The sequence below is a fragment of the Halostagnicola alkaliphila genome, from assembly GCF_055379965.1.
Window position 1 is genome coordinate 503,805 of sequence record NZ_AP043825.1, and the last position, 14,508, is coordinate 518,312.

The window sequence follows — 14,508 nt, forward strand, 5'->3', positions numbered from 1 at the left end:
CAATCATGAACATATGCTAACGAAAGAGACGACGAAGACTCGAACGCGGCGGAGTGCACTGTCAATTCTCGGCGCTAGCGGGGTCGGCCTGTTGTCCGGACAGTTCGTGGGTAACGCGTCGGCCGAGCCGGAGGCCCCCGATCGGGAACTGACAGTGATGAGTTATAACATCGATCACGGCACCGGTTCGGACGGCCGACTAGATCTCGAGCGCACGGCTCGGGTAATTCGGGAGTCCGATGCCGGGATCGTCGGACTGCAGGAAGTGGATGTCCACTGGGGCGATCGCTCTAAGTTTAAGGACCAGGCGAAGATACTGGCGGAGATGCTGGACGTGAATTACTTCTTCGCCCCGATCTATAGCCAGGATCCTCCCGAGAGCGGCCGACCGCGCCGCGAGTACGGGTTGGCCGTGCTGAGCGAGTATCCGATCCAGTACTCGGAAAATCACGAGATAACTCGCCTGTCGACGCAGGTTGGTACGGAGCCGCAACCGGCACCTGGCTTCCCCGAAGTCAGGGTAAACGTGCGAGGCGTGACCGTCTCCTTCTACGGGACGCACCTGGATTTCAGAGCGGATCCGACCGTTCGTCAGATGCAGGTCGACGACATGCTGGAGATCGTGGATTCGGACCGCGGACCCACGCTTCTTACGGGCGACCTAAACGCTCCACCTGACGCACCGGAACTGAGCCCGCTTTGGGACGAGTTCGACGACGCCTGGGACGCGCGGGGCGCGGAACCGGGGTACACGTTCCCGGCGGCGGACCCGATCAAGCGGATCGATTACGTGTTGTCCTCCTCGAGCGTGGAGACGGATTCAGCGAACGTCGTCGAGACGCTCGCTTCCGATCACCGGCCGGTGGTCGCGGACCTGTCGCTCCCCGGCTCCGCCGTGGGCGGGCGTTCGCGAGAGTAAAGCGGGAAGCCGGACCGTTGGGTGTCGGTCTCCGTCTTTCTCGTCGACGATCTCGAAGAGCGTGTGGCCCAGTCGGGGCTTTCTCGCTCGTACTGAGCCCTCATCCAGCCCCCGAATCTTCGAGAACGTTGGTGACTGACTCCGTGTTAATTTCTTGTAGACGCTGACCGAACTTCGGTTCGTCGACTACTATCTGGAAAACATTTATACTAATGTCTCGTGATTATGTCGTATGGTGTCAAATGACACTACAGGCGAAGACAGTGCGAACAGTAGAGTATCGGTTCCCACGACGAGGCGGGGATGGCTGCGAACGACCGCGGCGGGGACGTTCGGTGCCATGCTTGGTCTGAGCGGCCAGGGGGCGGCGGCCGAGCCCGACGGAGAGAGACGAGGTCCACCCGATCGGGCTACGCCGTCGACCACGCTCGGCGTCGAGACGCTCCTCGAGGAGCGGGTCGACCTCCTCGAAGGCGAACGGCTGGGGTTGATCACGAACCCTTCCGGCGTCGACAGCTCGCTGACGCCGACGATCGACCTCCTGTACGAACACGGGGCGTTCGATCTTCAGAAGCTTTTCAGTCCCGAACACGGCATCCGGGGTGACGCGGAGGCCGGCGAAGGCGTCGGCGACACGGTCGACGAGAAGACGGGGCTGCCGGTGCTCAGTCTCTACGGCGATACCCGGCAGTTGCAACCGGAGATGATCGAGGACCTGGATGTCGTGCTCTTCGACATGCAGGACGTCGGCGTCCGGTTCTACACGTACATCTACGATATCGCGCGTTCGTTGGAAACTATCGGCCAAACCGAAACCCGATTCGTCGTGCTGGATCGTCCGAATCCCATCGCACCGCTTTCGATAACGGGAAGTCGGATCGACGACGAAAACGCCTCGGGAATCGGCGACTATCGACTGCCGATAATCCACGGGATGACGGTCGGCGAAATAGCGCACTACTTCAACGACGAGTTCGACTTGGGTGCGGACCTCGAGGTCGTCCAGATGCAGGGGTGGCAACGGGAGATGTGGTACGACGAGACCGGGCTCCCCTTCGTGCCGCCGTCGCCGAACATGCCGGCGACGGACACCGCGACCATCTATCCCGGGATGGTGTACTTCGAGGCGACGAACCACTCTGAGGGACGCGGGACGACGAAGCCCTTCGAGTACATCGGTGCCCCGTGGATCGACGGCCAGGAGTGGGCCGACGCCTTGAACGAACTCGGGTTGCCCGGCGTCCGGTTCCGCCCGGTCTGGTTCGAACCAACGTTCGACGACCACGCAGGGGAAAACGTAGGCGGTGTCCAGACGCATATCGTCGACCGATCCCGCGTCCAGCCCGTTCGCGTCGGCTTGGTGATGCTCGCCTCCGCGTTCCTCTGGTACCCCGAGAGCGAGTGGATCTCGTGGGGCGATACGTACGCGATCGATACTCGAGCGAACGGGAGCGAACTCCGAGAGACGATCGACGCGGCGGACTCCGAGACGGATCCGGTGGCGCTGGCGGACCAGATTCGAAGCGACTGGGAGGATGATATCGACGAGTTTCAGGGTGTTAGGGAACCGTTCCTCCTGTACGACGATCGCTGGCGGGGTCGCGGGAATGGCAACTGAGGCAACTTCGTAACCGACGCGACCGCGTGATTATTCGACGAAGCGATGCCATCCGTAGTCGCCGAGGCGAGCGGTGTACTACGTCTGGGACGACTCCGTCCGCCACGATCCGTTGACGGTCACGGACGGGCGGATTCGGTTCCCGAGGATGCCGATCTCAGACCACGTTCTTCGATCGTTCCGGGACAGCTTCGGGGGACCGTTTTGACGAGTACTACCAGAGCCGGTCAACGTCGTACACGGTCCGCTCGAACGTCCGATCCAATCCACCCGTTAATCCGCCGTCAACGAGCATTTCGGTACCGGTAACGAACTTCGAAAGATCCGATGAGAGGAACAAGACGGCGTTGGCCACGTCCTCCGGGTGACCGAATTGCTCGAGCGGGTACTGGTCGAGAAGTTGGTTTCGGGTTTCGGTAGACCAGTCCGCAGCGCGTTGCTCGCGTCGGGAATCGGTTTCGATCGTTCCGGGACAGACGACGTTGGATCTGATCCCGTACTGTCCGTACTGCGTCGCGACGAGCCTCGAGAGCGAGTGAATCCCGCTTTTTGCCGCAGAATACGCGCTGAGACCGATCCCGGTCTTTCCGTTGACTGACGAGACGTGGACGATTCGTCCGCCCCCAGATTCGGCCATCGCCGGGAGAACTTCGCGCGTACAGATGAACGGGCCGGTCAAGTTCAATTCGATGTTTCGTCGCCAGGTTTCGTCGTCGACTTCGTGGACGACGTCGTCGTCGAGTGCACCGCCCGCGTTGTTGACGAGGATGTCGACCGACCCCTCGCGTTCGATGGTGTCGTCGATGAGTGAACGGACGGACTCGGTGTCGGTAACGTCGGTTCGGACGAACGACGCCCGTCCGCCTTCGGCAGTTATCCGTTCGGTCGTCTCTCGACCGCTCGTTTCGTCCACATCTGCGACGACGACCGATGCACCTTCTTTCGCTAGCTTCGAAGCGATAGCACAGCCGATCCCGTTCGCCGCTCCAGTAACGATTGCCGTTTTACCGTCTACTACCTGCGCATCCATCTTGAGAGGGTCGTACGAAGCCGACCATCAAGTAGATTGTGTTCGGGATACCGGTCTGACGCCGAACGAGTTTTCACGTTCTCGCGGCCGTTGATCCGCGTATTATCGCTTCGCGGGATTCAGGAACCTTTCCGGGATTCACGCTATGCGAATAGCGATTCGAAGAGCTGTTGTACGCATCGTTGATCCCTGGTTTCGACGATCACGTCTACGTCTTCGTACACCGATCGATCGAGTCTATCGTCCGGATCGAACAGCACGGCCGTCCCAGCGACTTCGAACGCTTCGACATCGGTGTGTGAATCGCCGACGTAGAATACGTTCTCGAGGTCGATACCGCGTTCGTCGCAGACGGCGGAGAGTACCTCATCTTTGGCGTTCGGACCGACGCCCGGATCGACCCCGGAGAGATATCGGTCCTCGTCGAAGAGGAGCTCGTTTCCCAACACGAACGCCGGCTCGAGGGACAGTAGCCGGTCCTGGAGATTGGTCACTCCTCCGCTAATCGTCCCGTACGGCACGTCGTGTTCGCTGATTGTCTGCAAGAGCGAACGAGTTCCCGTCGTGAACTTCACCGCTTCGGCCGCGCGTTCGACGTGGTCCGCCGTGACGCCGCGTTCGATCCACAGGTCCACGTTTCGTACACACCACTCCTCGAACGAGATCTCGCCGGCGTGATATCGCTCCGAGAGGATCTTTCCCCGATCGCGGGTCCCGAACAACTCCTGTAGTACTAACCACCCTCCTCGCTGATCGACGAGCGTTCCGTCGAAGTCGAACACGACCAGTTCGGGCGATTGCGTCTCCGACCACGACGACCGATCCGGATAGTCGAAATCCGGACCCGCTGGTTCGTTCGGCGTCACGGAAGAGTCACCTTCCCCATGACGACCGGCTCGTCTGCGCCCGTCGCACCCGGCACGTTGTTCGGAGCGCCGTCCACTCTCGCGATGGCGAGCAGTGCGAAGAGGGCCGCTTCCTTCTCGTCGGGATCGAGCCCGAGCGCCGACAGCGAATCGACGGGGCAGTCGACTCGCTCCGCGAGCATCGCCATCAGCGTCGGGTTCTGCGCGCCCCCACCGGAAACGTACACTTCGTCGGGATACTGCTCCGCGAAGCGGTCGTAGGATTCGCCGATGGACTCGACGGTAAATGCCGTTGCGGAGGCGACTAAATCGTCCTCGTCGAGTCCCCGTTTCCGACCGGCTCGAATGAACCGGCGTGCGAACTCGTGTCCGAAGTCCTCTCGCCCGGTCGTCTTTGGTGGGCTCTCCTCAAAGTACGGGTCCTCGAGGAACTCGTCGACGAGCCCCGCATCTGCGGTCCCCCCGGCAGCGATCTTTCCGTCGACGTCGTAGGTCTGTTCGCCGTCGGTGAGAATTTCGACGATCGCATCGATGACCATGTTTCCCGGCCCCGTGTCGAACGCGCGGATCTCGTCTCGGTCCGCCGTCGGCGGTAAGATCGTGCAGTTACCGATGCCGCCGATGTTCTGTAACACTCGAGACCGGTTTTCGTCGGCGAATTCAGTCGCGTCGAGGTACGGTGCAAGCGGCGCTCCGTGACCGTGAGCGGCGACATCGGCGGTTCGGAAATCGGAGACGGTTCTGGTACTCGTGCGCCTCGCGATAACGTCCGAGTTGCCGATCTGGAGCGTCGACCGAAGCCGATCGCCGGAGCCCGGTAGCGTTTCGGGCTGTCCGATGTGCCATATCGTCTGTCCGTGGCTGCCGATGACGTCGAGATCGTCGGCGGAGACGCCGGCGGCTTCTCGAGCGCGTTCGGCCGCCCGTGCGAAGAGCGATCCGAGAGCGAAGTCGAGGCGGCAGACCTCGTCGACTCTGCCGGTCTCGTCATCACACAGTTCGACGAGTCTCGTCCGCAACGCCGTCGGGTACGGTTCGGTGACGAACGATTCGACGCGTACCTCGTACGGAAACGCTTCGTCTTCGGCCGTGCGCGTGATCGCACAGCATGCAGCGTCGATTCCGTCGAGGGACGTCCCCGACATGAGTCCGACCGCGTATCTCGGTTCGGTGCCACCGTCCGTTCGGACGCGTTCGGTTCGAGGGAGACGTCTCCGTCGTTGCTTCGACGTACCTGTACACGGATCGGTTGCTTCGCTCTCGATTCTCGTCGTCGCAGGTGGTGAGTTATCTTTCATTGTCGTGTTTTCTGAAGAGGTACTCGTCGATTCCCGATTCCACGAACTCGGAAAGTTCGCCGACTTGCGAGTAGCCGTGGCGGCGATAAAACCGCTGCGCTTCGGCGTTGAAATCGGAGACGAGTAAGAGTACGTCCGTTCGTCCTGTCTTCCGGCGGGCGTGTGACTCAGCACGCTTCAGCAGGGCAGATCCGATTCCGCGACCCTGATACCCGTCTCGAACACCGATACCTTTGATGTACGCCGATCGACCGAATCCTCCTCTGGGAAGGATCCGCACGAAGCCGGCTACGTTCCGGTCCACGACCGAAACGTAGATACTCCCCGACTCTTCGTGCGCATTACGGCTGATTCGGGTCGTCGTGTCGTATTCCGTCCACGGGAACGTGTTTCGCAGCAAGTCGTTGATGTCGTCCAGGTCGTCCGGTTGGACCGGTCTGATCGAATCATCGTCCGCAGCGAAATCGTTCGTGTCGGTCATGATCGATCGGTTGGTTCGGTCGTTTTCGGGCGATTCCCCTGTGGATCCGCGTTCGGATAATGCACCGCAGCGACGGTGTGAAATCGCTCTCGGAATCGCGACAGCGATCCGGTCGGATCCATCGCGAGCGAGTGGTTCGTCAGCAGGACGACGAACTGGTTGCGTCTCGGATCGATCCAGACCGACGTTCCGGTGAAGCCGGTGTGCCCGAACGATTCGTCTGACCACGCAGTTCCGGGCAGGTCCCCCTCGGAAAGCTTCCACCCGAGACCGTACGAGGGCTCCAGCTGGTCGATCGCGTCCGTTCGGATCTCGGTTACGGTTTCCGGCGAAAGGAACGATCCGTCACCGTGTCGTCCGCCGTTCAACAGCACCCGCGCGAACGTGGCGAGATCCGGACCCGTCGTAAAGACGCCGGCGTTACCCGATTCGCCGTCCATCGCGGCGCCGATGTAATCGTGAACGGCTCCGTTGAGAGTACTCTCGCGCCAGCGACGATCCCTCGTCGCTGCCACGTTTTCGTCCTCGATCGGCCCGAGAACGGAATCGTCCAATCCCAGCGGCTCGGTTACGTACCGTTTGAAGAGAGACCGAAGCGACTCCCCAGTTTGTCGACGGAGCACGTCGGCGAGGAAGACGAAGTTCAGATCCCCGTAGACGAAGCGTTCACCCGGTTTCGAGAGCAACGACAGCGGACTCTCGTATAGCGATTCGAGCACCTCGTCTTTGGAACCCCACCCGAACGGAAAGGATTTGTACGGCGGGAGCCCGGACGTGTGCGTCAACAACGACCTGAGCGAAATAGCTCCCCGCGGCGTTCCCTCGAGCTGGGGAACGTGATCGTCGAGCGTCGATCCGAGCGCTAATCGGCCCGCTTCGACGAGTCGCAACGTGATCGTGGCCGTCGCAAAAACCTTCGTGAGAGAGGCGACGTCGAATTTCGTCCGGAGCGTCACCGGGTCACCGGACGGGCCGCGATCGCCGACAGCCACCCGAAGGGAGACGTCGTTTCCTGAACCGACGACGGCGACGGCCCCCCCGTACAATCCCCTACGCTTTCCCTCTTCCAGTAGTTGACAGAGCGGGCCGGTATTTACCGACTCCATCTCGTCGGTCTCCGGAGTCATGGATCGACCTCCGGGGACTCGCTCTCGACTCGGTTACGGACGTGTTCGACCGGTTCGTCCGCGATCCCCGATCGGATATCCGCGTTCGAAAAGTGACACCGATGCGTGTGGTCGTCGTCCGCCGTTACTTCTACCGGCCGAACCCCCTCGCACACGTCTCGAGCGAGCGGACACCGCGTGTGAAACCGGCATCCGTTCGGCGGGTTGATCGGATCCGGCGGCTGTCCGTCGAGTCTCACTCGTTCGCCGTTCGACGAGCCGATTTCGGGGACGGCAGAGAGGAGGGACTGCGTGTACGGATGTCGCGGTCGGTCGAAGATTCGGTTCGTCGGTCCGACCTCGATCAGTTCACCCAGGTACATGACGCCGACGCGATCCGAGACGTACCGAACGGTGCGAAGGTCGTGCGAAATAAACACCATCGTCAATTTGAGCTGTTCTTGAATATCGCTGAGCAACTCCAATATTTGCGCCTGAACGGTCACGTCGAGCGCGCTCGTCGGCTCGTCGGCGACGATGAACGACGGATTCACGCTGATCGCTCGTGCGATTTCGACGCGCTGTTTTTGCCCCCCGGATAATTCGTGCGGATACTGCTGTCGCATTTCGGAGTCGAGGCCGACTCGTTCCAGCAACGAACCGATTTCCTCCGCTCGAGCGGCGTCATCTAACGACGTGTGAAGCTCGAGCGGGCGTCGAAGGATCTGCTCGATTCGCTTTCGCGGGTTCAGTGACGAGGAGGGATCTTGATGAATGAACTGGATCTCGGAACGGAATCGGCGTAATTCCCGAGTCGACAGTGCGGCCAGATCCGTTCCCCGAAACGAGATTGACCCGGCCGTCGGTTTTTCTAAGCGGAGTAGCGTTCTCCCGAGCGTGGACTTCCCGCAGCCGCTCTCGCCCACGAGTCCGAACGTCTCCTGTTCTTGCAACCGTAACGAAACGCCGTCGACAGCTTTGACGTACTCTTTCTCTCCGAGCAACGATTCGACGAATCCCTCTCCGAGACGGAAGTGTTTCTTCACGTTTGTAACGTCCAGTAGCGGATCGGCATCGCCAGATTCCCGTTCGGGTCCGTCAGTGACGACGCTTTGCTCGTCGCTCCTCATCGCCCGTCACCCGTCGTGTCGTTCGAATCTTCGACCGTCGGATGCATCTCGAGGGACGAGTCTTCGCCGTACAAAACGCAGTGAACCTCGTGATTGGCCGAGCCCGCATTCCCGTCGTCGCTCCTGCCCGCTTCTCGTCCCACGTCCGGAATCTTCCCCGAAGTCTCCGTTGTTCCCGGCCTGACCTGAAGCGGCTCGTCATCCTCGGTGACCGGGTACGCCGGCGGGAATCGTGACTCACAGCTCGTGGTCGCCTTCGAGCAGCGCGGAAGAAACGGACACCCCGGCGGTTTCCGCGTCGGGTCCGGCACCTTCCCTTCCAGCGTGTCGATAGCGCCCCCTCCCTCGAGGCTTGGAACGCTGTTGAGCAGCGCCTCCGTGTAGGGGTGTTTCGGATGATCGAATAGATCCTCGGTCGGGGCGGTTTCGACGATTCGACCCGCGTACATCACCGCGATCCGATCACAAACCTCGTGTACGACGCCCATATCGTGCGTGATGAAGAGCACCGAAGTTCCGAACTCGCGCTGTAGTTCGTCGACGAGATCGAGAATTTGGGCTTCGATCGTAACGTCGAGTGCGGTCGTTGGTTCGTCGGCGATCAACAGGTCCGGTTGGCAGCTGATCGCCATCGCGATCATCGCGCGCTGTTTCATGCCGCCCGAGTATTCGTGCGGATACTCGAGTGCCCGGCGTTCGGGTAACGGAATCCCGACTTTGTCGAACAACTCGACCGTTCGCTCCCACGACTCTTCGAATTTCGTGAACCGATCTTTCGATCGGAAGATGTTCCCCGCGATCGTTTTCTCGAGACGACCGATTTCCTCTCCGGGAATGTCCTGGTGTGTCCGGATGGTTTCCGAGATCTGATCGCCGACGGTGAGGACGGGATTGAGCGAGGATCCCGTTTCCTGAAAGATCATCGAAATTCGGTTTCCGCGCACGTTACGCATCTCTTCCGTGGGTTTCTCGAGCAACTCCTCGTCGTCGAATCTGATGGACCCTTCGACGGTCGCGTTCTGATCCAACAACTGGAGAACGCTCGCGGCCGTTACCGATTTTCCGCTTCCGGATTCGCCGACGATCCCGACGGTTTCTGCATCGTCGATGGAAAGAGACACGTCCGTAACGGCCTCGACCACCCCTTTCTGTGTCTCGAACTCGACGGTTAGGTCGTCGATCGAAAGCAACGGCTCGTCGGAACGGCTGTCCCCTCGAGCGTTCGCCCTGTCGTCCGTTGAGTTGGCGTTCATGTTGTTTTCCTCTCTCGTCATTTGTTCGTCCCCAGTTCCTCTCGTTGGTGTGGGTCGAGCGCGTCTCGCAGCGCATCACCCACGAAGTTCAGGTTCAGGACCGTGATCATGATGGCCAGACCCGGTGCGATCGTCCACCACGGTGCGTGAGTCATGAACTGCCGACTATCGGCCAACATACGCCCCCAAGACGGTTCCGGTGGCGGAACGCCGAGCCCGAGAAACGACAGCGCGCTCTCGAGCAAAATAGCGACGGCGAGGCTGATCGTCGCCTGAACGATGATCGGCGCGGTCATGTTCGGAAGGATTTCCGAGAGGATGATCCGCGCGTCCGATTCCCCTATCGACCGAGCTGCTTGCACGAACTCCTCTTCTTTTACCGAGAGGACGCTTCCGCGGGTGATTCGAGCGAAGATCGGCCAATACACGATGCCGATAGCGAGGATGACGTTGTACCAGTTTTGTCCGAGGATAGCAACGAGCGCGAGCGCGAGGAGCAGGGCCGGGAACGAAAATATCGTATCCGTAAACCGCATGATCGCCTGCCCGAGCCATCCTTCGTAGTAACCTGCTACCGCGCCGAGAAGGACCCCGACTGTCGTCGCGATACTCACGCCGACGAAAGCAACGGCGAGAGACGTTCGCGCACCGACGACGACGCGAGTTAGTATGTCCCGACCGTATCGGTCCGTTCCGAATGGATGGATCAACGACGGTGCTTGGTTCATCTGATCCAGATTTGTCGCGGTCGGATCGTGGGGAAGGATGAAGGGGCCGATGATGGCGAGGAGGACCGTCACACCGAGTCCGATCGCCCCAGCCAGCGCGAGCCGATCCGCGAGGATCGTCCGAGCGAATACCGAAACGAACGATGTTTGCTCTGCGTCGAACGAGCGGTCGTCCGATTGATCCACTGACTCGGCAGCTGTTTTACTCATATCTGATCCTCGGATCTAGATAGGTGTACAGGATGTCGACGACGAAATTAACGGTCGTAAACAGGAACGCCGTGACTATCAACACCCCTTGCAGTATCATGAAATCACGATTCAACACCGCGTTCAGTGCGAGACGACCCAGACCCGGCAACGCGAAAATTTCCTCGATCACGATCGAACCGCCGAGGAGATATCCGAGGTTGATTCCGATGATCGTCACCGTCGGAATGAGCGCGTTCATGATCGAGTGTTTGTTTTTGACCAGCGCGGGAACGAGGCCCTTCGCCGTTGCTACCTCGATGTATTGTTGGTCCATCACCTCGAGGAGACTCGATCGCATGTATCGCATTACGATGGCGGCCTGTGCCGTTCCGAGAGCGATCCACGGGAGTAACAGGTGTCGAAAGCCTTCCACTGGATCCGCGAGCGGCAACACGAATCCCGACGTCGGAAGTATCTGGAGGTACTCACCGAACACGAGGATGAGCAGGATACCGAGGAAGAAATTCGGGATGGCTATGCCGGAGTATGCGAAGACCGTCGCGATGGAGTCGATCCTAGAATGGCGGTACGTAGCCGAAACGATCCCCGCGGGGATCCCGATAAGTACTGAAATGAGCAGTGCTCCGCCCGCGAGCCAGAGGGTGACCGGCAACGTATCGACGATGAGTTCGCTCACCGGTTGTCCGTAAATGATGGAGGTCCCGAAATCGCCGACGAGAACGTCGCCGAGCCAATCGAAATATCTCACGTAGAGCGGCTGGTCGAGACCGAGATCCTCGCGCACCATCCGGACCTGCTCTTCGGAGGCGTCGGTTCCGAGCATATTTCGAACCGGATCCCCTCCTGCGACGTTGATCAGGAAAAACGAGATGGCGGTCACTCCAAAGAGGACGGGAACGTACTGAGCGATACGCTTAGCGACGTAACGTTTCATCTGTCATCAACTCACTCGTTCAGGGAAGCGCCGTGGAAGCTCGTGATATTTGCGGGCTCGAGTTCGTATCCTTCCAGTTCGTCGCGATATCCGACCGTTTCGTCGTCGAAGTAGAGGTACGTCATCGGCACTTCTTCCTGAATAATCTCTTCGATGTCGCTGTAGAGTGCTGCCCGTTCGTCGACATCCGTTTCGGTTCTCGCTTCGTCTAGTAGTTCGTCGACGTCCTCGTTTGAGTACGCCCAGTGATTCCACAGCCCGTCCGAGTGATACTGGCGGTAGTACCAGCCGTCAGGATCGACGCGCCCGCTCCAAGAACCGATAGCCATCTCGTAATCGTTGTCCGACCAGACCTCGTCGAGCCAGGTCGAAAAGTCCATCTCGTTGACGTCGATATCCAGATCGATGTCCGACAAGTGGCTCTGGATGAGCGTTGCTGCATCCGCGCCGGGTCCAGGGGTTCGGGAGACTTTGATCGACGCATCGACGTCGGAAGGATCCACACCGGCATCGTCCAGAAGGTCACTCGCGTGGTCCAGATCTTGCTCCGGTGGTTCTCCCGGCTCGATCATATCGTACCACTCGCTTACGGGTGGAATCGGATGGTGAACGGCCTCTCCGTAATCGAACAGAACGCCTCGGATGATCTCCTCTCGGTTTATCGCGTGACTGATCGCCCGTCTGACTCGAGCGTCGTCGAATGGGGCGCGATCCGTATTGAACCAGAATCCCTGGTTAAACAACCCCGTCATATTCTGTACGTCCGTCTCGGCACCGCTTGCGACGTCCTCGACATCCTGAAACGGGACGCTCTCGAGCAGGTGTGTGTCTCCGACCTCGAGTGCCGTCTGTCTAGCCGCCGGCTCGGGAACGATATCGAATTCGACGCCTTCTAACAGCGGCTGATCGTCGACGTGATAGTCGTCGAATGCGTCGATGACGACTTGTTCGTTGACGGACCACTCCTCGAAGGAGAACGGACCCGTACCGACGGGGTGCTCCTGGAGGTCGACCTCTTCCGATGCCCCTTCCGGAATGATTTCGACCGATTCAGTAAAGGCGGTCAACAACGGTGCGAACGGTTCTTCGAGTTCGAATCTGACCGTGTAGTCGTCGAGCGCTTCGATGTGCTCGACGCGTTCGAAGTTTTCGGCTCGCGGCGAGCCGACATCGGGATCTACGATCCGTTCGAACGTATACACTACGTCGTCCGCGGTACATTCTCCGCCGATCGGGTCGTGGAACTGCACTCCCTCTTTTAACGAAATTTCGTAAACCAACTCGTCGTCGCTGATCTCGTAGTCCGTCGCCAGCAACGGTTCTGGTTCCAGATCCTCGTTGAGTCTGAACAGTCCTTCGACGACGTTTTCCAGTACTCGCTGGGCCATATTGATCGTCGTGAGATGGGGATCGAAGTTCTCGGGGTCGTCCGGAAATGTCACGCGAAGTACCCCATCCGAGACGGTCGAATCGTCGGTAGTACACCCAGCCAACGAGGCCCCAATTGCGGCAGTTGGGATGGCCTTCAACGCACCCCTGCGGGTAATGGGATAGCAGTTGTTAGTAACGGGCATGCTTTGATTACCGAATCGTCTACCAATCAATATAAAACTACCGGGCTGGTGGCCTCTCCTCCTCAAAACAACCGTTGCCAATAGATATTTCAATTGACACTAGTGCCCAGAACTGTCGACCCGTGTGTTTATCGACGTCGTTCTTCGCCCTATTGGTAACCGTTCAAACGTCACTCGTACATCAAATACTTCTCGCGCTTCGGCAAGAACTCCGATATTCCGTCGTTCCACCGATCCAGTATCCGGTCGGTGAGCAAGCGAATGTTTCTGCCGTTGCGGGCTTCGCTAACAGTTTCGCGCAATCGAGGGGATCCCAGAAGTCGATCGACGACGTACCCGCCGTTAGTTTCGATCCATTCACACTCCGGATACTCGTAGAACGCCGTGATCAACATACTTACACCGACGGCTACTGGATTGAGGTTTTGTCTGTCCAGAACGTGCACTTGTACGCCCTCGACATCGGATCGCTCGTGTTTCGAGAACAGGGGGGTGAAATACGCTGGTCGGAACTTCACGCCGGGCGGATCCATCTCGTTCAGCAGCGCCGCCCAATCGTTTCCATTTATCCACGGTGCACCGACGAGTTCGAACGGTTTGGTCGTCCCCCTTCCTTCCGACAACGTCGTTCCCTCGAAGAGACAGGTACCAGGATACACCAACGCGGTCTTTGGATGTGGCATATTCGGCGATGGTGGTACCCACGGCAATTCCCCGTCGTCGAACCACGAGTCTCGACTCCATCCGTCGAGTTCGAACACCGCTAAATCGGCTCCGATGTTCCGTTCTTGGTTGAAATATCGGGCGAGTTCCCCGATGGTCATTCCGTGAACGATCGGAAAATTCTCGGCACCGTTCGCGACGACTCCAGCGGGATCGATCGGGGCGATCGGGTTCGGACGATCGAGGACGACTACTCGAGTGTTCGTATCCGCGGCGGCCGATAGTGCGCGCTCGAGCGTTTGAGAAAACGTGTAGAAACGGCAGCCCACGTCCTGAATGTCGTATATCAACACGTCGAGGGAAGCGATCCGTTCCGCGAACGACGGTTCCCCGTTTTCAGCCACGTCGACGACACGCAAACCGGTCTTCTCGTCCGTCCGTTCTTCGACGATCCGGCCGGTTTGTTCCGCGCCGCGTATTCCGTGGCGCGGCCCGAACAATATCTCGAGCTCGAGCGAGTCACAGTGATAGAGTCGATCGATAGTCGTCTCGAGATCGGAGTCGATACCGGAGGGGTTCGTCAGGAGTCCCGCCGTCTCGGTTCGAGACGCGTCCATCCGGTGGTCGAGATACCGATCGATGCCTAGTGATACCATTCGTTCGACTTACAGTAGATCAAGACCGTATAAATAACC

General features: G+C 59.4%; 13 protein-coding genes. 2 read left to right on the forward strand and 11 right to left on the reverse strand.

Annotated features, from left to right (window positions below):
• The first annotated feature begins 13 nt into the window (after window positions 1–13).
• Both ACZ5C7_RS04580 and ACZ5C7_RS04585 read left to right on the forward strand, forming a co-directional pair.
• On the forward strand, window positions 14–919 hold the full coding sequence (locus ACZ5C7_RS04580) for an endonuclease/exonuclease/phosphatase family protein (protein WP_464374917.1): 906 nt from the start codon (window positions 14–16) through the stop codon (window positions 917–919).
• A 232-nt stretch (window positions 920–1,151) separates the two neighbouring features.
• Entirely contained in the window at window positions 1,152–2,537 is a 1,386-nt protein-coding gene (locus tag ACZ5C7_RS04585; RefSeq protein WP_464374918.1) for an exo-beta-N-acetylmuramidase NamZ family protein, read from the forward strand.
• Window positions 2,538–2,751: 214 nt separating this feature from the next.
• On the opposite strand, the gene ACZ5C7_RS04590 is transcribed toward ACZ5C7_RS04585, so the two are convergent.
• From ACZ5C7_RS04590 to ACZ5C7_RS04640, 11 genes are all read right to left on the reverse strand, one after another.
• On the reverse strand, window positions 2,752–3,567 hold the full coding sequence (locus tag ACZ5C7_RS04590; RefSeq protein WP_464374919.1) for an SDR family NAD(P)-dependent oxidoreductase: 816 nt from the start codon (window positions 3,565–3,567) through the stop codon (window positions 2,752–2,754).
• A 143-nt stretch (window positions 3,568–3,710) separates the two neighbouring features.
• Window positions 3,711–4,433, reverse strand: coding sequence for an HAD family hydrolase (locus tag ACZ5C7_RS04595; RefSeq protein WP_464374920.1), 723 nt, complete (start codon window positions 4,431–4,433; stop codon window positions 3,711–3,713).
• A complete protein-coding gene (locus tag ACZ5C7_RS04600) occupies window positions 4,430–5,731 on the reverse strand; it encodes an anhydro-N-acetylmuramic acid kinase (RefSeq protein WP_464374921.1) in 1,302 nt (433 codons plus the stop codon). Before ACZ5C7_RS04600 ends, ACZ5C7_RS04595 begins: the two co-directional genes overlap by 4 nt.
• The gene (locus ACZ5C7_RS04605) at window positions 5,721–6,212 is read right to left on the reverse strand and encodes a GNAT family N-acetyltransferase (RefSeq protein WP_464374922.1); all 492 of its coding nucleotides are present in this window, start codon (window positions 6,210–6,212) and stop codon (window positions 5,721–5,723) included. Before ACZ5C7_RS04605 ends, ACZ5C7_RS04600 begins: the two co-directional genes overlap by 11 nt.
• Window positions 6,209–7,339 (reverse strand): serine hydrolase domain-containing protein, encoded by a 1,131-nt coding sequence (locus ACZ5C7_RS04610; protein ID WP_464374923.1) that lies wholly within the window; start codon window positions 7,337–7,339, stop codon window positions 6,209–6,211. The genes ACZ5C7_RS04605 and ACZ5C7_RS04610 overlap by 4 nt, the downstream gene beginning before the upstream one ends.
• Window positions 7,336–8,448 carry an ABC transporter ATP-binding protein gene (locus ACZ5C7_RS04615; RefSeq protein WP_464374924.1) on the reverse strand — a complete coding sequence of 371 codons (1,113 nt, stop codon included), beginning with the start codon at window positions 8,446–8,448 and terminating at the stop codon, window positions 7,336–7,338. The genes ACZ5C7_RS04610 and ACZ5C7_RS04615 overlap by 4 nt, the downstream gene beginning before the upstream one ends.
• Window positions 8,445–9,701: an ABC transporter ATP-binding protein gene (locus ACZ5C7_RS04620; RefSeq protein WP_464374925.1), complete on the reverse strand. Its 1,257-nt coding sequence runs from the start codon at window positions 9,699–9,701 to the stop codon at window positions 8,445–8,447. The genes ACZ5C7_RS04615 and ACZ5C7_RS04620 overlap by 4 nt, the downstream gene beginning before the upstream one ends.
• A 17-nt stretch (window positions 9,702–9,718) precedes the next feature.
• Window positions 9,719–10,639 carry an ABC transporter permease gene (locus ACZ5C7_RS04625; protein WP_464374926.1) on the reverse strand — a complete coding sequence of 307 codons (921 nt, stop codon included), beginning with the start codon at window positions 10,637–10,639 and terminating at the stop codon, window positions 9,719–9,721.
• Window positions 10,632–11,576 (reverse strand): ABC transporter permease, encoded by a 945-nt coding sequence (locus tag ACZ5C7_RS04630; RefSeq protein WP_464374927.1) that lies wholly within the window; start codon window positions 11,574–11,576, stop codon window positions 10,632–10,634. Before ACZ5C7_RS04630 ends, ACZ5C7_RS04625 begins: the two co-directional genes overlap by 8 nt.
• 11 nt (window positions 11,577–11,587) lie before the next feature.
• Entirely contained in the window at window positions 11,588–13,150 is a 1,563-nt protein-coding gene (locus ACZ5C7_RS04635) for an ABC transporter substrate-binding protein (protein ID WP_464374928.1), read from the reverse strand.
• Window positions 13,151–13,320: 170 nt separating this feature from the next.
• The gene (locus ACZ5C7_RS04640) at window positions 13,321–14,469 is read right to left on the reverse strand and encodes an exo-beta-N-acetylmuramidase NamZ family protein (protein ID WP_464374929.1); all 1,149 of its coding nucleotides are present in this window, start codon (window positions 14,467–14,469) and stop codon (window positions 13,321–13,323) included.
• Window positions 14,470–14,508: the final 39 nt, after the last annotated feature.